The 20,145-nt window shown below is 68.0% G+C and carries 19 protein-coding genes; 10 read left to right on the top strand and 9 right to left on the bottom strand.

Annotation, left to right across the window (positions count from 1 at the left end):
• Positions 1 to 16: 16 nt before the first annotated feature.
• The 5 genes from ACODRX_RS16150 to gatC all read right to left on the bottom strand — a co-directional run bounded on the left by ACODRX_RS16150 (position 17) and on the right by gatC (position 4,391).
• A complete protein-coding gene (locus ACODRX_RS16150) occupies positions 17 to 856 on the bottom strand; it encodes an alpha/beta hydrolase (protein ID WP_488872547.1) in 840 nt (279 codons plus the stop codon).
• The gene (locus ACODRX_RS16145; protein ID WP_488872546.1) at positions 853 to 987 is read right to left on the bottom strand and encodes a hypothetical protein; all 135 of its coding nucleotides are present in this window, start codon (positions 985 to 987) and stop codon (positions 853 to 855) included. The genes ACODRX_RS16150 and ACODRX_RS16145 overlap by 4 nt, the downstream gene beginning before the upstream one ends.
• The gene (gene gatB / locus ACODRX_RS16140) at positions 984 to 2,429 is read right to left on the bottom strand and encodes an Asp-tRNA(Asn)/Glu-tRNA(Gln) amidotransferase subunit GatB (RefSeq protein ID WP_488872545.1); all 1,446 of its coding nucleotides are present in this window, start codon (positions 2,427 to 2,429) and stop codon (positions 984 to 986) included. The genes ACODRX_RS16145 and gatB overlap by 4 nt, the downstream gene beginning before the upstream one ends.
• 104 nt (positions 2,430 to 2,533) lie before the next feature.
• Positions 2,534 to 4,003 (bottom strand): Asp-tRNA(Asn)/Glu-tRNA(Gln) amidotransferase subunit GatA, encoded by a 1,470-nt coding sequence (gene gatA / locus ACODRX_RS16135; RefSeq protein WP_488872544.1) that lies wholly within the window; start codon positions 4,001 to 4,003, stop codon positions 2,534 to 2,536.
• 79 nt (positions 4,004 to 4,082) lie between these two features.
• A complete protein-coding gene (gatC, locus tag ACODRX_RS16130) occupies positions 4,083 to 4,391 on the bottom strand; it encodes an Asp-tRNA(Asn)/Glu-tRNA(Gln) amidotransferase subunit GatC (protein ID WP_488872543.1) in 309 nt (102 codons plus the stop codon).
• Between the two features lie 212 nt (positions 4,392 to 4,603).
• On the opposite strand from gatC, the gene ACODRX_RS16125 reads away from it, so the two are divergent.
• The 9 genes from ACODRX_RS16125 (at position 4,604) to ACODRX_RS16085 (ending at position 15,714) form a co-directional block, all read left to right on the top strand.
• Positions 4,604 to 5,650, top strand: a complete 1,047-nt coding sequence (locus tag ACODRX_RS16125; RefSeq protein ID WP_460483073.1) for a rod shape-determining protein — start codon at positions 4,604 to 4,606, stop codon at positions 5,648 to 5,650.
• A 106-nt stretch (positions 5,651 to 5,756) separates the two neighbouring features.
• Complete coding sequence (mreC, locus tag ACODRX_RS16120) at positions 5,757 to 6,698, top strand: rod shape-determining protein MreC (RefSeq protein WP_488872542.1); 942 nt, start codon at positions 5,757 to 5,759, stop codon at positions 6,696 to 6,698.
• A 22-nt stretch (positions 6,699 to 6,720) separates the two neighbouring features.
• Positions 6,721 to 7,239, top strand: coding sequence for a rod shape-determining protein MreD (gene mreD, locus ACODRX_RS16115; RefSeq protein ID WP_488872541.1), 519 nt, complete (start codon positions 6,721 to 6,723; stop codon positions 7,237 to 7,239).
• 3 nt (positions 7,240 to 7,242) lie between these two features.
• A complete protein-coding gene (gene mrdA / locus ACODRX_RS16110) occupies positions 7,243 to 9,186 on the top strand; it encodes a penicillin-binding protein 2 (RefSeq protein ID WP_488872540.1) in 1,944 nt (647 codons plus the stop codon).
• 278 nt (positions 9,187 to 9,464) lie between these two features.
• Positions 9,465 to 9,869 (top strand): hypothetical protein, encoded by a 405-nt coding sequence (locus ACODRX_RS16105; RefSeq protein ID WP_488872539.1) that lies wholly within the window; start codon positions 9,465 to 9,467, stop codon positions 9,867 to 9,869.
• A 26-nt stretch (positions 9,870 to 9,895) separates the two neighbouring features.
• Positions 9,896 to 10,969, top strand: coding sequence for an ABC transporter substrate-binding protein (locus ACODRX_RS16100; RefSeq protein ID WP_488872538.1), 1,074 nt, complete (start codon positions 9,896 to 9,898; stop codon positions 10,967 to 10,969).
• Positions 10,969 to 13,296 carry a hybrid sensor histidine kinase/response regulator gene (locus ACODRX_RS16095; protein WP_488872537.1) on the top strand — a complete coding sequence of 776 codons (2,328 nt, stop codon included), beginning with the start codon at positions 10,969 to 10,971 and terminating at the stop codon, positions 13,294 to 13,296. The genes ACODRX_RS16100 and ACODRX_RS16095 overlap by 1 nt, the downstream gene beginning before the upstream one ends.
• Complete coding sequence (locus ACODRX_RS16090) at positions 13,274 to 13,924, top strand: response regulator (protein ID WP_488872536.1); 651 nt, start codon at positions 13,274 to 13,276, stop codon at positions 13,922 to 13,924. The genes ACODRX_RS16095 and ACODRX_RS16090 overlap by 23 nt, the downstream gene beginning before the upstream one ends.
• A gap of 143 nt (positions 13,925 to 14,067) precedes the next feature.
• The gene (locus ACODRX_RS16085) at positions 14,068 to 15,714 is read left to right on the top strand and encodes a hypothetical protein (RefSeq protein ID WP_488872535.1); all 1,647 of its coding nucleotides are present in this window, start codon (positions 14,068 to 14,070) and stop codon (positions 15,712 to 15,714) included.
• A 68-nt stretch (positions 15,715 to 15,782) separates the two neighbouring features.
• Here the strand turns inward: ACODRX_RS16085 and ACODRX_RS16080 are convergent, their stop codons facing one another.
• Both ACODRX_RS16080 and ACODRX_RS16075 read right to left on the bottom strand, forming a co-directional pair.
• Positions 15,783 to 16,541: a sulfite exporter TauE/SafE family protein gene (locus ACODRX_RS16080; RefSeq protein ID WP_488872534.1), complete on the bottom strand. Its 759-nt coding sequence runs from the start codon at positions 16,539 to 16,541 to the stop codon at positions 15,783 to 15,785.
• 272 nt (positions 16,542 to 16,813) lie between these two features.
• Positions 16,814 to 18,496 (bottom strand): GMC family oxidoreductase, encoded by a 1,683-nt coding sequence (locus tag ACODRX_RS16075; protein WP_488872533.1) that lies wholly within the window; start codon positions 18,494 to 18,496, stop codon positions 16,814 to 16,816.
• 193 nt (positions 18,497 to 18,689) lie between these two features.
• Here ACODRX_RS16075 and ssb point away from each other — a divergent pair, with 193 nt between their 5' ends.
• The gene (gene ssb, locus ACODRX_RS16070) at positions 18,690 to 19,271 is read left to right on the top strand and encodes a single-stranded DNA-binding protein (protein ID WP_488872532.1); all 582 of its coding nucleotides are present in this window, start codon (positions 18,690 to 18,692) and stop codon (positions 19,269 to 19,271) included.
• 88 nt (positions 19,272 to 19,359) lie between these two features.
• On the opposite strand, the gene ACODRX_RS16065 is transcribed toward ssb, so the two are convergent.
• Together ACODRX_RS16065 and ACODRX_RS16060 are read right to left on the bottom strand one after the other, a co-directional pair.
• On the bottom strand, positions 19,360 to 19,788 hold the full coding sequence (locus tag ACODRX_RS16065; RefSeq protein ID WP_488872531.1) for a type II toxin-antitoxin system VapC family toxin: 429 nt from the start codon (positions 19,786 to 19,788) through the stop codon (positions 19,360 to 19,362).
• A gap of 2 nt (positions 19,789 to 19,790) precedes the next feature.
• Positions 19,791 to 20,048 carry a type II toxin-antitoxin system Phd/YefM family antitoxin gene (locus ACODRX_RS16060; protein ID WP_488872530.1) on the bottom strand — a complete coding sequence of 86 codons (258 nt, stop codon included), beginning with the start codon at positions 20,046 to 20,048 and terminating at the stop codon, positions 19,791 to 19,793.
• Between the last annotated feature and the right edge of the window lie 97 nt (positions 20,049 to 20,145).

Genomic DNA, 20,145 nt, shown 5'->3' with positions numbered 1-20,145 from the left:
GTTGCCGATAGCCCGCTCATGGAGCCACGCCGCACCAATCCATGGAGCCACCCTGCTGCACGAACGCCCGCAGCGTAGCGCCGAAGCCGGGCGCATCCAGAATGTCCAGGTGGCCGGCCTTGGCAAAGGCCGCCACCTGCGCCGGCGGGCCGCCGCGGCCCTGCAGCGACTGCAGCAGCGCATCGGTGCGCGCCGGCCGCACCAGCGTGTCCTGCCCCGCGCGCAGCACCAGCACCGGCCCGGCATAGCGCCGCAGCCGCTCGTCGCTGGGGTAGCGGTCGCGCAGCAGCAGCGCCACCGGCAGCCAGCCATAGTGGTCGCGCACCGTGTTCAGCATGTTGTCGAAAGGCGTGACCAGTGCCAGCTGCGCCACCGGCCGGGCCGCGGCCAGCGCCGCCGCAACGCCGCTGCCCAGGCTGCGGCCGATGACGGCAATGCGCCCGAGCGGGTGGCGCCGCCGCACTTCGTCGAACAGCGCGATGGCGTCCTGCTCCAGCATGGCCTCGGTGGGCACGCCATCGCTTGCGCCGTAGCCGCGGTAGGCCAGCAGGTACAGGCTGTGCGCCGGCAGCCATGCGCGCAGGCGCGCCAGGTTGCCTTCTATGGCTTCGGCATTGCCGCCCAAGTAGATCGCCGCGTCGGCGGCCGGTGCCGGGCCGGGGTGGCTTTGCCAGCCGCGCAGCACCACGCCGCCGCGCGCCAGCGCCAGATTGGTTTGCGCCGCCTCCACGCGCGTGAGCTGCGGCCAGTACATCAGCCGGCGCTGCAGCACGAGCATCAGCAGGCATGCGGCGAGATAGAGCAGCGCGGCAATGGCCGCGCCCCAGAGGGCGATGGTGGCGGGCAGGCTGGTCATGGGGGGCCGCTGTCCGGTGCCTCGGGCTGCGTTACGCCTTCATCGGACCAGCCGCTCACCTCCATGCCCAGGCCCAGGCCTTGCACCAGCAGCAGCAATTTGCCCAGCGAGCAGCGCTCGGGCATGCTCACCCCAGCTTGGCCTTCAGCATCTCGTTCACCTGCCCCGGATTGGCCTTGCCCTTCGAGGCCTTCATCACCTGGCCGACCAGGGCGTTGAAGGCCTTGTCCTTGCCGGCCTTGTACTGCTCGACGTTCGCGGCATTGGCGGCGATCACCGCGTCGATGATCTGCTCCAGCGCACCGCTGTCGCTCATCTGCTTGAGGCCCTTGGCGTCGATCACGGCGTCCACGTCCTGGCCTTCGCCTGTCCACAGCGCCTCGAACACCTGCTTGGCGGCGTTGTTGCTGATGGTGCCGTCCTGGATGCGGGCGATCAGCGCGCCGAGCTGCACGGCGCTGACCTTCACCGCGTCCATGCCGATTTCCTCGTGGTTCAGGCGGCGCGAGATCTCGCCCATCACCCAGTTGCTGGCCAGCTTGGGCTGGCCGCAGGCCTTGGCGGCGGCCTCGAAGTAGTCGGCCATGGCCTGGCTTTGCGTCAGCGTGGTGGCGTCGTATTCGGGCAGCTGGTAGTCGGCGACGAAGCGCTCGGCGCGCTGGCGCGGCAGCTCGGGCATGGCGGCCTTGACCTGCTGCACCCAGCTCTCGGCCACCACCAGCGGCGGCAGGTCGGGGTCGGGGAAGTAGCGGTAGTCGGCCGAGTCTTCCTTGGTGCGCATCGCGCGGGTCTCGCCGCTGTCGGGGTCGAACAGCACAGTGGCCTGCTGGATGGCGCGGCCGTCCTCCAGCTCCTCGATCTGCCAGCGGATCTCGTAGTCGATCGCGATCTGCATGTTCTTGAAGCTGTTGAGGTTCTTGATCTCGCGGCGCGTGCCCAACGGCGCACCGGGCTTGCGCACCGAGACGTTGGCGTCGCAGCGAAACGAGCCTTCCTGCATGTTGCCGTCGCAGATGCCGATCCAGGTGACGATCTTGTGCAGCTCCTTGGCGTAGGCCACGGCCTCGGCGGTGGAGCGCATGTCGGGCTCGGTCACGATCTCCAGGAGCGGCGTGCCGGCGCGGTTCAGATCGATGCCCGACTGGCCGATGAATTCGTCGTGCACCGATTTGCCGGCGTCTTCCTCCAGGTGGGCGCGCACCAGACGCACGGTTTTTTTCTCGTCGCCAACGAAGAAGCCCACTTCGCCACCTTGCACCACCGGGATCTCGAACTGGCTGATCTGGTAGCCCTTGGGCAGGTCGGGGTAGAAGTAGTTCTTGCGCGCGAAGATGCTGGTGGGCGCGATGTGCGAGCCCAGGGCCAGCCCGAGCTTGATGGCGCATTCCACCGCCTTGCGGTTCATGACCGGCAGCGTGCCGGGCAGGGCCAGGTCCACCGCGCAGGCCTGGGTGTTGGGCTCGGCGCCGAAGGCGGTGCTGGCGCGGCTGAAGATCTTGGACTGGGTGGCGAGCTGCGTGTGGGTCTCGAAGCCGATCACCACTTCGTAGCCGTTGATGAGTTGGGCGGTCATATCAGGCGATATAAAAAAGTGAGCTGCTAGCGCTTGTTGTATATTGATTTCAGATGGTTTTGTTATTGAAAACAATATGTATCAAGCGCTGCCAGCTATGGTTTTCAGATGCCAGCGGGCTGGCGCAGGTGGTGGTCGGTGGCTTGCTGCAGGCGGTGCGCGGCGTTGAGCAGCCGGCCTTCGGCAAAGTAGTTGCCGATGAGCTGCAGGCCCACGGGCATGCCTCCTTCGCCGAAACCGGCCGGCACCGAGAGGCCGGGCAGGCCGGCCAGCGAGGCGGGCAGGGTGTAGATATCGGCCAGGTAGTTGGCCAGCGGGTCGCTCTTGCCGCCGAGCTGCCAGGCCACGGTGGGCGCGGCGGGGCCGGCGATCAGGTCGCACTGCTGGAACGCGGCCTGGAAGTCGTCGGCGATCATGCGGCGGATCTTCTGCGCCTGCAGGTAGTAGGCGTCGTAGTAGCCGTGCGAGAGCACATAGGTGCCGATCATGATGCGGCGCTTGACCTCGTCGCCAAAGCCTTGGGCGCGGGTCTTCTTGTACATGTCGAGCAGATCGGCGTAGTCCTTGGCGCGGTGGCCGAATTTCACGCCGTCGAAGCGCGACAGGTTCGACGAGGCCTCGGCCGGCGCGATGATGTAGTACACGGGGATCGACAGCTCGGTGCGCGGCAGGCTGATGGGCACCAGCTTGGCGCCGAGCTTCTCGTATTCCTTGAGCGCGCCGTCCACGGCGGCGCGCACGTCGTCGGCCAGGCCGTCGCCGAAGAATTCGGCGGGGATGCCGATGCGCAGGCCGTCGAGGCTGTCGTTCAGCCGGGCGCTGAAGTCTTCGGCGGGCATGTCCAGGCTGGTGGAGTCACGGTCCGCATCGGGGCCGCACATGGCCGACAGCAGCAGCGCGCAGTCTTCGGCGCTGCGGGCCATGGGGCCGGCCTGGTCCAGGCTGGAGGCGAAGGCGATCATGCCGTAGCGGCTGGCGCGGCCATAGGTGGGCTTGATGCCGGTGATGCCGCAAAACGACGCGGGCTGGCGGATGGAGCCGCCGGTGTCGCTGCCGGTGGCGGCGGGCGTGAGAAGCGCGGCCACCGCGGCGGCCGAGCCGCCGGACGAGCCGCCGGGCACGCGGCTGGTATCCCAGGGATTGGCCACCTTGGCGATGGCCGAGTTCTCGTTGGCCGAGCCCATGGCGAATTCGTCCATGTTCAGCTTGCCCAGCGTCACGCAGCCGGCCTCGGCCAGGCGGCTGACCATGGTGGCGTCGAACGGCGAGCGGTAGCCGGCCAGCATCTTGCTGGCGGCGGTGGTGGGAAAGTCCTTGGTGACGAACAGGTCCTTGTGCGCGATCGGCACGCCGGCCAGCGGCGCGGCCGTGCCGGCGGCGAGTTGGGCGTCGGCGGCCTTGGCCTGGGCCAGCGTCACTTCTTCGTTGATGGACACGTAGGCGCCCAGGTGCTGGTGCGCGGCGGCACGGGCCAGGAAGTGCTGTGCCGCCTCGGTGGCGGACAGCTCGCGGCCCTTGAGCGCCTGGGCCAGCCGGGCCACGCTCATCTCGTGCAAATCGGTAGGAATGCTCATGCGGATCTCGTTGTCATGGGGTGGGGCGGCAGGCGCTGCGGCCTGCGGCCCGGATCGGGCGGGGAGGGGGCTGGGCAGCCTATTCGATGACCTTGGGCACCAGGAACATGCCCTTTTCCACAGCCGGCGCGCTCTTTTGGTTGGCCGCGCGCACGTCCGGGCCCTGGGGCTCGCTCGCCAGGTCTTCGCGCAGGCGCAGCCGCACCTGCTCGATGGCGGCCACCGGATGCGCCAGCGGAGTGACGCCCGCGGTGTCCACGGCGCGCATTTGCTCCACCACGTCGAAAAAGCTGTTCAGTTGCGCGAGCATGCGCTCGCTTTCGGGGCCGGAGAGTTCAAGCCGCGCCAGGTTGGCGATGCGGCCGATGTCGTCTTGGGTGAGTGCCATAGCTGGGTATGTGTAAACCGGTCGTAAATACCCCATAACGGGTACCCGGTCAAGCGAGTTATTCACAGGGGATGCGGTATTATCCCGCCTTTGGCGCAGCATGGGCTTAACCTCGGTCTTTTGCGCCAATCCTTCCATCTGCACCCCTTATTTTGATCCAAGAACCGGGCGACAGCGCGCCGAAGTGCCGCTTGTGCCCAGAGGAATCCTGAATGTTCGGAGCGTTCCGCCGCTACTTTTCCACCGACCTGGCCATTGACCTGGGCACCGCCAACACGCTGATCTTTGCCCGCGACAAGGGCATCGTGCTGGACGAGCCCTCGGTGGTCGCCATCCGCCACGAGGGCGGCACGCACGGCCGCAAGGTGATCCAGGCCGTGGGCCGCGAGGCCAAGGCCATGCTGGGCAAGGTTCCCGGCAACATCGAGGCCATCCGCCCGATGAAGGACGGCGTGATCGCCGACTTCCTGATCACCGAGCAGATGATCAAGCAGTTCATCAAGATGGTGCACCCGCGCACGCTGTTCACGCCCAGCCCGCGCATCATCATCTGCGTGCCCTGCGGCTCCACCCAGGTGGAGCGCCGCGCGATCAAGGACGCGGCGCTGAAGGCCGGCGCCACCATCGTCGAGCTGATCGAGGAGCCCATGGCCGCCGGCATCGGCGCCGGGCTGCCGGTGTCCGAGGCCTCGGGCTCGATGGTGGTCGACATCGGCGGCGGCACCACCGAGGTCGGCGTGATCTCGCTGGGCGGCATGGTCTACAAGGGCAGCGTGCGCGTGGGCGGCGACAAGTTCGACGAGGCCATCATCAACTACATCCGCCGCAACTACGGCATGATGATCGGCGAGCCCACGGCCGAGCTCATCAAGAAAAGCATCGGCTCGGCCTTCCCCGGCTCCGAGGTGCGCGAGATCGAAGTCAAGGGCCGCAACCTCTCCGAAGGCGTGCCGCGTAGCTTCACCATCAGCTCCAACGAAGTGCTGGAGGCCCTGACCGAGCCGCTCAACCAGATCGTCTCGTCGGTCAAGAACGCGCTGGAGCAGACTCCGCCCGAGCTGGGCGCCGACATTGCCGACCGCGGCATGATGCTGACCGGTGGCGGCGCGCTGTTGCGCGACCTGGACCGCCTGCTGGCCGAGGAAACCGGCCTGCCGGTGCTGGTGGCCGAGGAGCCCCTGACCTGCGTGGTGCGCGGCTGCGGCATGGCCCTGGATACGCTGGACCGCAAGGGCAGCAGTATCTTCACCAGTGAATAATTGACGATTCCCCGGAGCCAGAAACGCCGCTCGGCGCAATAATGGCAGGCGCAGGTCACTATGGTTACCATAGCGGCCTGCGCTTTTGGTTTATAGATGAGCCCGCATGCCCACCAACTCCTTTGACAGTGGTGTACCGGCGTTTCGCCAGCAAGGTCCGTCGCCGCTGATACGGCTGGCGGTCTATGGCGCGCTGGCGCTGTTCCTGATGGTGGCGGACGTGCGCTTCAAGCTCACCGATCCGGTGCGCCGCGCGGTCGCCACCGTGCTGTATCCGCTGCAATGGGTGATGCTGCAGCCGGTGCAGCTGGTGCACGAGGGCGCGCGCTACTTCGAGTCGCTGGCCGAGGCCCAGGGCCGTGTGCAGAACGCCGAGAAGAAGATGACCGAATGGGGCCTGCGCGCCAACCAGGTCGAAGCCATGCAGCTGGAGAACCAGCGGCTGCGCGCACTGCTCGAGCTGCGCCCGCGCCTGGCCACCTCGGCGGTCGCCGCGCAGGTGATCTACGAAACCGCCGATGCCTATACCCGCCGCGTGGTGATCGACAAGGGCGAAGTCGCCGGCGTTGCCCTCGGCTCGCCGGTGATGGACGAGCTGGGCGTGCTGGGGCAGGTGACGCGGGTGTTCACCATGACCAGCGAGGTCACGCTGGTGATCGACCGCGAGCAGAGCATTCCGGTGCTCAACCCGCGCACCGGCGCGCGCGGCGTGGCCTACGGCGATCCGCTGGCCAGCTCGGGCGGAGGCATGGAGCTGCGCTTCATGCCCAGCAATGCCGATATCCAGGAGGGCGACCTGCTCACCACCAGCGGCGTGGACGGCGTGTACGCGCCCGGCCTGCCGGTGGCCAGGATCGCGCGCATCGAGCGCCGGGCCGATTCGCAGTTCTCGCGCGTGTACTGCGAACCGCTGGCGCAGGTGCATGGCGTGCAGTTCGTGATGGTGCTCAAGCCCTTGGGCGAAGACGCACTGCCGGCCAAGCCGCCGCCGCCCGAGAAAAAGCCCGACGGCCCGGCCTCGACGCCGCGCAAGGGACGGCGAGGATGAAACCGCCAAGGGAGATGCTGCCATGATCATGCCGCGCGGGCAGCCGCTGCTGCTGCCGGTCAACCCGGGATTCATCGCCGTCACGCTGCTGCTGGCGCTGATGTGCAACCTGCTGCCGCTGGGCCGCGGGGTATGGGTGCCCGACATGCTGCTGCTGGTGCTGGCCATCTGGGGCGTGCGCGAGCCGCAGCGCGTGGGCATGGGCTGGGCTTTCGTGCTCGGCCTGTGCATGGACGTGCACCAGGCCGCGTTGCTCGGGCAGCATGCCATCGTGTATGCGCTGGTGATGTTCGGCGTGGGGCTGCTGCGCCGGCGCATGGTGTGGCTCAACCTGCTGGAGCAGGCGGTGCAGATGCTGCCGCTGTTCATCGCGGCCGATGTGCTGCAGCTCTTGATGCGCATGCTGATGCGCGGGGGCTTTCCCGGCTGGGGCGCGCTCACGCCGGGGCTGTGGCAGGCGTTGCTGTGGCCGCTGCTGGGCTGGCTGCTGCTGCTGCCGCAGCGCCAGCCGCTGGCGAGCGACGACGACCGCCCGCTGTAGCGCATGACCGAGATCCACAACGCCGAACGAGACCTGGTGCGCTTTCGCGTGCGGGTGGTGGTGATCGGCCTGGTGGTACTGCTGGCGTTCTGCCTGCTGGTGGCGCGGCTGTATGTGCTGCAGGTGGAGCGCTACGAAGACCTGGCCGCGCAGGCCGAGAGCAACCGCACCGCGGTCGTGCCCATCGTGCCCAGCCGGGGGCAGATCTACGACCGCAACGGCGTGGTGCTGGCCACCAACTACTCGGCCTACACGCTGGAGATCACGCCCTACAAGGTGGGCGACCTGGACGAGACCATCGACGAGCTGTCTAAGCTCATCGAGATCACGCCGCGCGACCGGCGCCGCTTCAAGCGCCTGCAGGAGGACTCGCGCAACTTCGACTCGCTGCCGATACGCTCGCGGCTCACCGAGGACGAAGTCGCGCGCTTTGCCGCGCAGCGCTACCGCTTTCCCGGCGTGGACGTGAAGGCGCGGCAGTTCCGCACCTACCCGCTGGGCGAGGTGGGCGCGCACATCATCGGCTACATCGGCCGCATCAACCAGCGCGAGAAAGAGCGCATCGACGACTCCGACGACGCCGCCAACTACCGCGGCACCGAATACATCGGCAAGACCGGCGTCGAGGCCAGCTACGAGCAGCAGCTGCACGGCCAGACCGGTTTCGAGCGGCTCGAAACCACCGCCGGCGGCTTTGCGGTGCGCAAGCTCGGCAGCAACCCGGCCACGCCCGGATCGAGCGTGGTGCTGTCCGTCGACATCAAGCTGCAGAAGATGATCGAGGACCTGTTCGGCGAACGCCGTGGCGTGGCCGTCGCCATCGATCCGCGCAGCGGCGAGATCCTGGCCATGGTGAGCAAGCCCACCTACGACCCCAACCTGTTCGTCGAAGGCATAGACCAGGAGAACTGGAAGGCGCTGAACGAGTCCATCGACCGCCCGCTGCTCAACCGCGCGCTGCGCGGCACCTACCCGCCGGGCTCCACCTACAAGCCCTTCATGGGCCTGGCCGGGCTGGAGACCGGCAAGCGCAGCGCGCAGACCATCATCCAGGACGGCGGCTCGTGGACCTTCGGCGGCCACACCTTCCGCTCGGGCCATGCGCTGGGGCCGGTGGACCTGAACCGCGCGATCCAGCATTCGAGCAACGTGTACTTCTACACGCTGGCCAACGAAATGGGGGTCGACGCCATCCACGACTTCATGAAGCCGCTGGGCTTCGGCCAGATCACCGGCGTCGACCTGCCGGGCGAAGTGCGCGGCGTGCTGCCCAGCAAGGAGTGGAAGCGCAACACCTACAAGCGCCCGGCGCAGCAGCAATGGTTCGCCGGCGAAACCATTTCGCTGGGCATCGGCCAGGGCTACAACAGCTTCACCATCCTGCAGCTCACGCATGCGCTGGCCACGCTGGTGAACAACGGCATCAGCTTTACGCCGCATGTCGGCAAGCGGCTGGTGGATGCGGTCAATGGCGAGCGCACGCTGGTCGAGCTGCCGCCGCCGGTCAACCTGGGCTACAAGCAGGCCAACATCGATGCGGTCAAGCGCGGCATGGTGTCGGTGGTGCAGGCCGGCACCGGCTCGCGGGCCTTTGCCGGCGCGCGCTACCTCTCGGGCGGCAAGACGGGCACGGCCCAGGCCATCAGCATTGGCCAGAACGAAAAATACAATGCCGCCCGGCTGGCCGAGCGCCAGCGCGACCATGCGCTGTACGAGGCCTTCGCGCCGGCGCAGGACCCGCAGATCGCGGTGGGCGTGATCGTCGAGAACGCCGGCTTCGGCGCCGCCACCGCCGCGCCGATCGCGCGGCGCATCGTCGACTACTGGCTGCAGGGCGACTACCCCAGCGAGGCCGACATCGCCGCCATGCAGCGCGGCCAGGCCAATGCGCCCATAGGCATGCCGCGCCGCGCGCAGGACGTGCCGCTGCCGGGCAGCGAGCCCTGAGCTTCAGGGCGCTGCTGCGCGCGCCCGCCAAGCAGAAATGGCGGGTACCGGCAATACCGCAACTGCGGTATTGCCCGCGTCGCGGCGGGCATCTAAAGTGATGCCATTGTCAAGTCTCACATAACACAATTCTCCTGATGGCGCCGGCGCCGTCCATCACCCGTTCGGGTGATGCGGCCCGCAGGCGCTTCTTCTACCGTGGTAGCCAGCGCGGCCATGCACCGGAGCCATTGCCGGCCAGCGCCGATCGACATCATCACTTACCAGGAGAGCCATCCATGAATACCCGTAAGAAAAGCCTGCCGGGCCAGGCTTTCACCGCCGCTGCGGCGCTGGCCAGTGCCTTGCTGTGGGGCTGCGCCTCCACGCCGCCGATGACGGAATTCCCCGCCGGCAACCGTGTGCCGACCGCGCAGGAGGTTTCGGCTGCGCTGGCCGGCAAGTCGTTCGACGTGCCGGCGCGCAACGGCATCCTGCGGGTGGACTATGCGAAGCAAGCCAATGGCCTGGCCATCTTCTACCCCGGCGGCGCGGACACCGGCAGCTGGCGCGCCGAGCCCGGCCGCGTCTGCATGGATTTCAAGCGCCTGCCCGCGGTCTGCAATGACGTGCGGCTGGTCGGTGCCGACCTCTATCTCAAGCAGACGAGCGGCAACGTGATCAAGATGGAGCCGCGCAAATAGCCTCTCGTGCCCCAACCCAGCGCCGCATGGCTGACCCGCCATGCGCCCTGCCATGTGCCTTGCCATGTGCGATTGCCGCGCTGGCGGCCGCTGCACTGCTGGCGGCGAGCCCGCCGCTTGCAGCGCAGGCCCCTGAGCCCCGCGTCATCGCCTACCTGGGCAACGGCCCGAGCGACTCCGAGTGGGCCTGCATGGCCGAGCTGCGGGCGGCCCTGGAAAAGGCCGGCTGGTCGTTCGACGGACAGCTGAGGCTCGAATGGCAAGACGCGGGCCACGAGCCGGCGCGGCTCAAGCCCATGGCCCAGGCGCTGGCGGCGCGCCGCCCCGACGTACTCTTGAGCAACGAGGTCGCGCCGCTCGAAGCCCTGATGCAGGCCACGCAGGAGTTGCCGATCGTCGCCATCGGCACCGGCAACCTCGGCCGGGTCGTCGATGCGCAGGCGCGTCCGCTGGCCAATGTGACCGGCGTTGCGCTGAGCCTGACGGGCCAGCATGTGATCAAGCCGATGGAGGTGCTGCTGCAGGCGTTCCCGGGCGCCCGCCGCATCGGCATGATCGAGAACAATGGCAACCCGCTGCATGTGAAGCCAGGCGGTATCGGTCCCATCCAGGACATGGTGCAGCGGGCCGGCGCGCAGCTGTTGCGGGTGCACTTTTCGGGCGAGGCCGGCATTGCCGGCGCCTGGGAGCAGCTGGCCCGGCTCCAGGTCGATGCGGTGATGGTGCGGCCCGACTCGCCGCCGCTGCTCGCCGAGCATGCGCGGCAGGCCCTGCGGCTGCGGTTGCCGGCGATTTCGCACAACACCTGGTTCAGCAACCGCTATGGCGGCCTGCTCAGCTATGGCGTCATCGGGCGCATCAATTTCTGCGCCCGCGCGGCGCACTACGTCGATCAGCTGCTGCGCGGCCGTCCCGTGGCCGAGCTGCCGGTGCAGCAGCTGTATGAGGCGGGGCTGAACATCAATCTCGATACCGCGCAGCAATTGGGCGTGAAGCTGCCAGCCGCGCTGATCGCGCGCGCCGATCGCTTGGTCAGATCGCAGGCGCCTGCGCTGCCCGTCGGCGGCAATGCCGGCGCCGGTGCGGGGAAAGTACCCTGATGCGCCTGCCCCGCCACAGCCTGTGGCGCACCTACGCCTTGTCTTTTGCGATGCTGGTCACGCTGGCGTTGCTGGCCAGCGGCATCGCGCAGCTATGGCTGATCCGGCGCGAGACCCGCACCGCGGTGGAGATGCTGCAGGCGCTCGAGGCCACCAAGGCCTCGGCCCGCATCGACCGCTTCATCGGCGAGGCCGATGCGCTGCTGCGCTCCAGCCTGTCGCTGCTGGACTCTGGCCATATCGGCGGCGCGGATGCCGAGATCCAGATGGAGCTGTACCGGCTGATGAAGCAGTCGGCCGCGATCCAGGAGCTCTATTGGCTTGACCAGCAGGGCATCGAGCGCGTGCGCGTCTCGCGCATGGGGCTGGATCGTAGCGGCCTGCACGAGGATCGCAGCCAGTCGCCCGAATTCCTGCACGCGCGTGCCACGGCCCCATGGTTTGGCCCCGCCACGTTCGAAGTCAACCAGCCGCGCGTGGTGATGGCGCGTCGCGGCCGGCGGCTGGAAAGCGGCGTGCTCGCCGCGCAGCTCGATCTGGCACAGCTGCGCAATATCATCAACGACACCCGCTTTGGCCGCGAGGGCTATGCCTATGTGGTCGATGGCGATGGGCGGCTGCTGGCGCATCCCGACTTTCTGCAGGTGCTGGCGCGCCCCGACCTGGCCGAGCGGGCGCCGGTGCGTGCGGCCGACGGGCAGGTGGCTGCCGGGGGCGCGCTGATTGAATTCGAGGCGCCCGGGGGCCGCGCCATGGTCGCCCGGGCCGCGCCGCTGAGCGTGCCCCGCTGGCAGCTGATCACCGAGCAGCCGCGCGGCGAGGCCTATGCGCCCTTGCACCGCGCGCTGGCTACCGCGCTGTTGATACTCTTGTTCGCGGTGCTGGCGGGCTCGGCCGTTGGCATCGTGTTGGCGCGCCGGGTGGTGCGGCCTATCCAGCAGCTCGCCGAGGGCGCCGACCGCATCGGCCAAGGCCGGCTCGACCACAGGATCGAGCTGGCGCGCAACGACGAGCTGGGCCAGCTTGCCGCCCGCTTCAACCAGATGGCCGCGCACTTGCACGACTCGTACCAGCTGCTCGAAGCCCGCGTGGCCGAGCGCACGCGCGAACTGCTCGGGGCGAATGCGCTGCTGCGCGCCAAGCGCGAGGAGGCCGAGCAGGCCAGCAAGGCCAAGACGCGCTTCCTGGCCTCGGCCAGCCACGACCTGCGCCAGCCGCTGCACACCATCAGCCTGCTGGTGGGCGTGCTGCGTCGGCAGCCGGTTGCGCCCGAGGTGGGCAGGCTGGTGGACAGCATCCAGGTATCGGTTTCCGCCATGGAAGCCCTGTTCGGCAGCCTGCTCGACATCTCCAAGCTGGATGCCGGCATGTCCCGGCCCAACCTCGCCGACCATGCGCTGGCGCAACTGCTGCACCGGGTGGGGGCCAGCCATGGGCCGCAAGCCGCGCGCAAGCAGCTGCAACTGGCGGTGGCGCCCACGCGCTGCGCGGTACGCACCGACACCATGCTGCTGGAGCGGGTGCTGGGCAACCTGGTGTCGAACGCGATCCGCTATACCGAGCGCGGCAAGATCCTGCTCGGGTGCCGGCGGCGCAGCGGCGGCGTCGAACTGCAGGTCTGGGATACCGGCGTCGGCATCGCGCCGCAGCAGCTGCCGCATGTGTTCGAGGAATTCTTTCAGATCGATAACCCGGAGCGCGACCGCGGCAAGGGTCTCGGGCTGGGCCTGGCCATCGTCAAGCGTACGCTGGAGCTGCTGGAGCACCCGTATGCGCTGCGCTCCACGCCCGGCCGCGGCACCTGTTTTTCTATCCTGCTGCCGTGGGCCGAGGTGCCGCCGCTGGCGCCGGCCCGGCCCGATGCCCTTGTGGGCGGGCGGCGTATCGTTGGTGCGTTCATCGCGGTGATCGACGACGAAGCCGGTACGCGCCGCGCCATGCAGGCGCTGTGCCACAGCTGGGGGGCGCATGTGCTCATCGCAGCTTCGGCCGAGCAATGCCTGGCCCGGCTTGGCGAGCATCTGCGCCATCCCGACCTGATCCTGTGCGACTACCGGCTGCGCGACCGCCACGACGGCCTGGCGGCGGTCGGGCAGGTACGTGCGTGCATAGGCCAGGCGGTGCCGGCGATCATCATCACCGGCGACATTGCGGCCGCCGACCTGCGGCGCGTCACCGACGCAGGCCTGCCGCTGCTGCACAAGCCGGTCGGCGCCGAGCGGCTGCTGGCGGCAATCGAAGCCTTGCTGGAAGCTCACCCATCCGGGGGAGGCAGGCCGGAGCAAACCGATGCAGACTCGGAACATGAAGATCCTGCTGGTCGATGATCACGCCTTGTTCCGCGAAGGTGTTGCGCTGCTGCTCAAGGAGCTCGATCCGGCGGTGCAGGTCTGGCATGCGTCGAACCTCGACGAGGCGCTGGCGGTTCTTGGCGGGGGCGCGGCCGTCGAGCTGATCCTGCTCGACTTCATGCTGCCGGGCACGCACGGGCTGCAGGCGCTGGAGATGCTGCGCGAGCGCCATCCCGGCGTGCCGCTGGTCATGCTGTCTTCGCTGGAAGACCAGGTCACCGTGCTGCGCACGATCCAGCTGGGCGCGATGGGCTTCATCCCCAAATCGGCCTCGTCGAACCAGATGTTCGAGGCGCTGCGCACCATCCTGGCGCACGGCATCTACGTGCCGTCGCTCAGCCTGGCGGGCATGGCGCTGCCCATGCCGCGGCGCCCGTGCACCAGCCCGGCCGAGCTTGGGCTCACCCCCCGCCAGACGCAGGTGCTGCGGCTGATCCTGGAGGGCAAGCCGATGAAGCTGATCGCGCGCGAGCTGGGCCTCAGCCAGAACACCGCGAAAACCCATGTCAGCGCGGTGCTGCGCGCACTCGCCGTCACCACGCGCACGCAGGCGATCGTGGCCGCCAACCGCATGGGCCTGGTGCTGGGCGAAGACGTTTGCTGAGGGCTTGCCCTGCATCACCCGTATGGGTGATGCAGGCGCAGCAGGTTTCTTTTACCGTTGGATACAGCGAGGACGCTCACGCTGGAGGTGCTGGCTGCCGCGCATGACGAGAAACCCGAAAACAGCGATCAGGAGAGAGACCCATGGATATCCGCAAGAAAGACTTGCTGGCCCACGCTTTCGCAAGCGTTGCAGCAATGGCGCTGACCGCCTGCGGCGGCAGTGGCAGCGATGCGCCGGCCCCCGCGCCCACGCCGCCCCCCGCGCCCACGCCGGCGCCGGTCTCCATGTCCGGGGAGGTGGCACGCATCGGCATGCTCAAGAACGTGGTCGTGTGCCTGGATCTCAATGGCAACGATGCCTGCGATACCGGTGAGCCGGCCTCTGCGCCCACCGGGGCCGATGGCCGGTACACGCTGAGCTACGACCCGGCCAAGCTGCCGCAGGCGCAGGTGGAGGCGGCGCGCCTGATCGCGCCGGTGCGCACGGGCGATGTGGCGGCCGCGGGCACGGCCATCGACTCGGCCACGCCGCAGGTGGCCGCCACCAGCGCCGACTATGTGCTGCAGCGCCCGGCCGGCTCGGCCGGCGCCATCAATCCGCTGACCACGCTGGTGCAGGCGGGCGTGGCTGCGGGCATGGCCGAGGCCGCGGCGCGCGACAATGTCGCGCTGCAACTGGCGATTGCCACTGGCAAGATCGATGCCTACCAGGACGATCCGGCCTGGAGCGAGGCCGATGTGAAGGACAGCGCCCGCACCGCCGCGGCGCTGGTATCGGGCATGCTGAGGGAGAGGGTTGCGCTGCGGGTGGGCGAGCAGAAGGCGGCTGTGGCGGGATCGAGCACGCTGCGCGTACTGGACTACGGCGGCGCGGGCGACTACTACGTGCGCATGCTGGAGCGGCAGGCCAAGGCAGAGGGCGGCGCCGGTTCGCAGACGATCGATGCCCGCCTCGGTAAAAGCGGCGGCGTGGACCTGACGGACGATTCGCTTTATGGCGCCAGAGCCTATCTCGCGCCCGGCGGCTGGACAGTCTGCGGCCGCAGCGTACCCATTCAGGACACGCTTGGCAATCCAAGCCGCTCGACGTATTGCGGCGGTGAAACCTCGCTGGGTTTGACGCGCGCCACCAGCGTGGCCGGCGAGGCCATGGCCGCGCTGGTGGAGCGCTGGCAGGGCATGCCTGCCAACACCATCAATACCAGTACGTCGACACAGGCCCTGAAAGGGGCGTTGGGCGGCGCCGCATTCCCCGCGAGTGCGGAGGAGTTGCAGCGCACCAATGTGGTGCTGGGCTCCAGCATCATGATCGATGATGTGTCGCGCCGCGGCCTGTCGCAGGACCGCAATACGCTGGAGGCGGTCATCGCCAGCTACCCGAGCGCGGGTGTCAAGCTGCCGGCACCCGGCGGCACGCTGAGCATGGGGCTCTCCACCGGCGCATCCAAGAACCTGCGCGTCTCGTTCACCAGCCCTGGCGTGGCTGCTTTCTATGACTGCGATCTGAACGCCGCCCAGACGGTGGCATCCAACTGCGTGGCAACTACCATCGGCACCTACGCCATCGATACCGTGAACGGCCAGCGGTTGCTGCGCTTTGCCGGCCATCCGGCAACCCCGGCAGTCAACTACCAGGTCGTCTATGCGCAGGTGGATTGGGGCGGCAGCGGCAACCAATGGGTCTACCGCGCGCACGAACTCAAGCCCGACCTGGCCTCGCGCCGCTCGCTGACCAACCGCCTGAACCAGGCTGCCTGGGATGCAATGAGGGCGCAGCTGGGCCTGTAGGCCCCGTGGGCAGCCCCGCCTTGCGCGGGGCTTGCCATCAGGCCGGGAGCGGCTGGTGCTGGTGGGGGTTAGCGCAGAAAAGCGTCATAGCCGGTCTTGACGATCAGCACGCTCACCACCACTACGAACATGCCGCGCACAAAGCCCGAGCCCTTCTTCAGCGCCACATGGGTGCCGAGCAGGCTGCCCGCCACGTTGGCCACGGCCAGCGGCAGGGCCATGTGCCACCAGACATGGCCCTTGGCGCTGAACAGGATCAGCGCCGCCGCGTTGGTGGCGATGTTGAGCAGCTTGGCGCTGGCCGAGGCGTTCAGGAAGTCGTAGCCCAGCAGCCGAACCAGCAGGAAGACGAAGAAGCTGCCCGCGCCAGGGCCGAAGAAGCCGTCGTAGAAGCCGACACCCGTTCCGATCAGCACCGCGACCCAGGCCTCCTGGCGGCCCTCGTAGCGCGGCGCATGGTGCTGGCCGAGCTGCTTCTTGGCCAGGGTATAGACCAGCAGCGCCACCAGGATGAGCGGCAGCAGCTTGCGCAGGAAGTCGGCAGAGACCTGGGTCACCGCCCAGGCGCCCAGCAGCGAGCAGGAGAAGCTCGCGACGATGGCGGGCGCGATCGCGCCCCAGCGGAACTGCACGCGGCGGCTGTACTGCCGCGCCGAGAACAGCGTGCCCCAGACCGAGGCGCTCTTGTTGGTGCCCAGCAAGGTGGCCGGCGGGGCCGAGGGAAATGCCGAAAACAGGGCCGGAACCAGGATCAGGCCGCCGCCGCCCACCACTGCATCCACAAAGCCCGCGAGCAGCGAGGCGAGCGTAACCACGATCCATTCCATGCCCGGAATTGTCGCACCGCCCATGGCGCGCCCGGGCCGCGCCGCCCGGATTCGCACCAGAAAAAAGAAAAAGCGCCCGAAGGCGCTTCAAGAAAGTACATCTTTGCCGATGTTTGGTGCATGTTCGAATGGTAGGTTTGTCTCCTCGGTCCTCTCGTTGGCACCGCTTGGGTGCGTCGAGTGCCGTTAATGTAGGGGCTGCACTGCGTCGGTGCATCGGGATTAACCCGATCAGGGCCATTCCCGGGGCGTATCGGTGCTATTCCCGCGGCCTATAGGGCATGCGCCGCCAGAATCCATTCGGCGGCGCGCTCGGCCATCATCAGCGTGGGCGAATTGGTATTGCCGCTGGTGATGGTGGGCATGGCGCCGGCGTCCACCACGCGCAGGCGGCGCACGCCGCGCAGGCGCATTTCGCTGTCCAGCACGGCCAGGGGATCGCCATCGTGCCCCATTTTGGTGGTGCCCACCGGGTGGAAGATGGTGGTGGCGATGTCGCCGGCCAGCCGGGCCAGCTCCTCGTCGCTCTGGTACTGCACGCCGGGCTTGTATTCCTCGGGCCGGTAGCGGGCCAGCGCGGGCTGGGCGGCGATGTGGCGCGTCAGGCGCAGGCTGTCGGCCGCGACCTGGCGGTCCTCTCCGGTGCTGAGGTAGTTGGGCGCGATCGCCGGCGCGTCCTGGAAACGGTTGCTCTTGATCTCTACCTTGCCCCGGCTGGTGGGGTTGAGGTTGCACACGCTGGCGGTGAAGGCCGGAAAACCGTGCAGCGGCTGGCCGAACGCATCCAGCGACAGCGGCTGCACATGGTATTCGAGGTTGGGAAAGGCATGCTCCGCGCTGCTGCGGGTGAAGGCGCCGAGCTGCGAAGGCGCCATGCTCATCGGGCCGCTGCGCCGGGCGAGGTACTCCAGCCCGATCTTGGCCTTGCCCCACAGCGAATTCGCCATGGTGTTGAGCGTGGGCACGTCCTGCACCTTGAACACCGCGCGGATCTGCAGGTGGTCCTGCAGGTTGGCGCCCACGCCGGGGTGCTCCACCATCACGGCTATGCCGTGCCGCTGCAGCAGCTCGCCGGGGCCAATGCCCGACAGCTGCAGGATCTGCGGCGAATTGACGGCGCCCGCGCTCAGGATCACTTCCTTGGTGGCGCGCACGGTCACCGTCTCGGTGCCGGTCCAGACCTCGGCGCCGGTGCACACCGGCTCGCCGCCGGCCGTGTTGTCGAACAGCAGCCGCATGACCTGGGCACCGGTCCACAGCTCCACATTGGGCCGGCCGTAGCAGGTCGGGCGCAGAAAGGCCTTGGCCGTGTTCCAGCGCCAGCCGGCCTTCTGGTTGACCTCGAAATAGCCCACGCCCTCGTTGGTGCCGCGGTTGAAGTCGTCGGTGGCCGGTATGCCCGCCTGCTGCGCGGCCTGGGCGAAGGCATCGAGGATGTCCCAGCGCAGGCGCTGGCGCTCCACGCGCCATTCGCCGGTGCTGCCGGTGCGGCGGTTGCCGTGCAGCTGTGCGAAGCTGGGGCTGGCATTGCCTTCCTCGTCGAGGCGCCAGTGGTCTTCGTGGCGGCGGAAATACGCCAGGCTCTCATTCCAGCGCCAGCGGGCGTCGCCGGTCAGCTCGGCCCAGTGGTCGTAGTCGCGCGACTGGCCGCGCATGTAGATCATGCCGTTGATGCTGCTGCAGCCGCCCAGCGTCTTGCCGCGCGGGTACAGCAGCGCGCGGCCGTTGAGGCCCGGCTCGGCCTCGGTCTGGTAGCGCCAGTCGGTGCGCGGGTTGCCGATGCAGTACAGATAGCCCACCGGAATATGGATCCAGTGGTAGTCGTCCTTGGGGCCCGCCTCGAGCAGCAGCACCCGGTTGCGCGGCTGGCTGCTGAGCCGATTGGCGAGCAGCGAGCCCGCGGTGCCGGCGCCGATCACGATGTAGTCGAAGGTCGTGTTGTCTGAAGCTTGCATGAGGAATGGGCAGCAGCAAAAGCGGATGCTGGCATCGTAACGGCTGCGGGCGCCTGGTGCCTCTGCGCTGGCGCACAGAACCCGTGCGCGGCGCCCGCGGCAATGCGGTAGGATATGCGGCTTGCAAATTTGTGATGGGCGCTTTCAGCCACCGCCGAGCAGGCGCCTGTTTTTTCAAGAGGAATACACCACCATGGCATCGGTCAACAAAGTCATCATCGTCGGCAACCTCGGGCGCGACCCCGAGATGCGCACCTTCCCCAGCGGCGACCAGGTAGCCAACGTCACCATCGCCACCACCGACCGCTGGCGCGACAAGAACACCGGCGAGAACAAGGAAGCCACCGAGTGGCACCGCGTGGTGTTCAATGGCCGCCTGGCCGAGATCGTGGGCCAGTACCTGCGCAAGGGCAGCCAGGTCTATGTGGAAGGCAGCCTGCGCACCCGCAAGTGGACCGACCAGCAGACCGGCCAGGAGCGCTACGCCACCGAAATCCGCGCCGACACCATGCAGATGCTGGGCAGCCGCCAGGGCATGGGCCAGGGCAACCAGGGCGGTGGCGACGACTACGGCTATGGCGACCAGGGTGGCGGGCAGGGCGGTGGCCAGGGCGGCTATGGCGACCAGGGCGGCTACCAGCAGCGCCGCGCGCCCGCCCCGGCCATGGCGCCGCGCCCCGCACCGGCGCCGCGCCCGGCCCCCGCGCCCATGCCGGCCCCGGCACCGCGCGCGGCCTCGGGCTTCGACGACATGGACGACGATATCCCGTTCTGAAGCCTGGCCTGGCGACAGCGCAAAGCCCGCAGGCCAAGGAGCATGCGGGCTTCTCTTCTTTGTGGGCTCTGTCCGCCAGGTTGGGGTGCTATGTCCAGGGATTCAAAATCCGCAGCCCATGCATTTGCTTGAAGGGGGCGAAGTCTTTCACGTTGCGCGTAACCAGGCAGAGACCGTGAACCTTGGCCGTGGCGGCGATCAGGCTGTCGGCCAGGGGGCGCGGGTTGGGGACATGGTAGCCCGCATTCTCCAAGGCCACGGACTCGTCCACTGCCAGCACTCGGCCCGCGAAAGCTGGGCGCACCTGTTCCGCTAGCCAGCGGTGCAGCACGTCCCCAGCCGCGGGATCTGTACGAGCTTTCAGCTGCACGCCCTTTTCCAGCTCCATCAAGGTGATGGCGCTGATGAAGAGGGATTCAGGCGGCACGGTTCGCGCCCAGGCAACCACGCCTGGATTCGCCCGGCCTGAGGGCGCTTTGCGAAACTCGGAAATGATATTGGAGTCGAGCAGGTACATCTTCAGGATAGGTCCACGGAACGCGGCAGATCCTGGGCGCGTTCGATATCAAGATCGATATCCGCCGCTTCGGGCATGGCCAGCATCTGGAGAATGTCCTGCTTCTGGCCGGACAGCTCACGAAATTTCTCGATGCTCATGAGGACATGCGCGGGCTGGCCCCTGTCCAAGATATAGACCACATCTTCACCGCTGGCCGCTTTCTTGGCGGCGGCCACATGCTGGTTGAACTCGCGGCTGCTGAAAGTCGAAATCTGCATGGCGCACCTCCATCAAGTGCTTGTATGTTGCTACATTTTAGCTGATGTAGCAATGTACATGCAATTGTGCGCGGGAGTGGCTGATGCAACTTCGAGG

The sequence above is a fragment of the Comamonas sp. FG99 genome (assembly GCF_057808605.1).
Note: the sequence above shows the minus strand (reverse complement) of the source record. Positions and strands in the feature narration are given on the sequence as shown.

Excerpts from the sequence above, each read along its gene's own strand:
- ACODRX_RS16065 (WP_488872531.1), bottom strand. The coding sequence starts at position 19,788 with ATGTACCTGCTCGACTCCAATATCATTTCCGAGTTTCGCAAAGCGCCC.
- ACODRX_RS16125 (WP_460483073.1), top strand. The coding sequence starts at position 4,604 with ATGTTCGGAGCGTTCCGCCGCTACTTTTCCACCGACCTGGCCATTGAC.
- ACODRX_RS16075 (WP_488872533.1), bottom strand. The coding sequence starts at position 18,496 with ATGCAAGCTTCAGACAACACGACCTTCGACTACATCGTGATCGGCGCC.
- ACODRX_RS16150 (WP_488872547.1), bottom strand. The coding sequence starts at position 856 with ATGACCAGCCTGCCCGCCACCATCGCCCTCTGGGGCGCGGCCATTGCC.
- ACODRX_RS16100 (WP_488872538.1), top strand. The coding sequence starts at position 9,896 with ATGGCTGACCCGCCATGCGCCCTGCCATGTGCCTTGCCATGTGCGATT.
- gatA (WP_488872544.1), bottom strand. The coding sequence starts at position 4,003 with ATGAGCATTCCTACCGATTTGCACGAGATGAGCGTGGCCCGGCTGGCC.
- mreC (WP_488872542.1), top strand. The coding sequence starts at position 5,757 with ATGCCCACCAACTCCTTTGACAGTGGTGTACCGGCGTTTCGCCAGCAA.
- ACODRX_RS16095 (WP_488872537.1), top strand. The coding sequence starts at position 10,969 with ATGCGCCTGCCCCGCCACAGCCTGTGGCGCACCTACGCCTTGTCTTTT.
- ACODRX_RS16080 (WP_488872534.1), bottom strand. The coding sequence starts at position 16,541 with ATGGAATGGATCGTGGTTACGCTCGCCTCGCTGCTCGCGGGCTTTGTG.
- mreD (WP_488872541.1), top strand. The coding sequence starts at position 6,721 with ATGATCATGCCGCGCGGGCAGCCGCTGCTGCTGCCGGTCAACCCGGGA.
- ACODRX_RS16085 (WP_488872535.1), top strand. The coding sequence starts at position 14,068 with ATGGATATCCGCAAGAAAGACTTGCTGGCCCACGCTTTCGCAAGCGTT.
- ACODRX_RS16060 (WP_488872530.1), bottom strand. The coding sequence starts at position 20,048 with ATGCAGATTTCGACTTTCAGCAGCCGCGAGTTCAACCAGCATGTGGCC.
- gatB (WP_488872545.1), bottom strand. The coding sequence starts at position 2,429 with ATGACCGCCCAACTCATCAACGGCTACGAAGTGGTGATCGGCTTCGAG.
- gatC (WP_488872543.1), bottom strand. The coding sequence starts at position 4,391 with ATGGCACTCACCCAAGACGACATCGGCCGCATCGCCAACCTGGCGCGG.
- ssb (WP_488872532.1), top strand. The coding sequence starts at position 18,690 with ATGGCATCGGTCAACAAAGTCATCATCGTCGGCAACCTCGGGCGCGAC.
- mrdA (WP_488872540.1), top strand. The coding sequence starts at position 7,243 with ATGACCGAGATCCACAACGCCGAACGAGACCTGGTGCGCTTTCGCGTG.
- ACODRX_RS16105 (WP_488872539.1), top strand. The coding sequence starts at position 9,465 with ATGAATACCCGTAAGAAAAGCCTGCCGGGCCAGGCTTTCACCGCCGCT.
- ACODRX_RS16090 (WP_488872536.1), top strand. The coding sequence starts at position 13,274 with ATGAAGATCCTGCTGGTCGATGATCACGCCTTGTTCCGCGAAGGTGTT.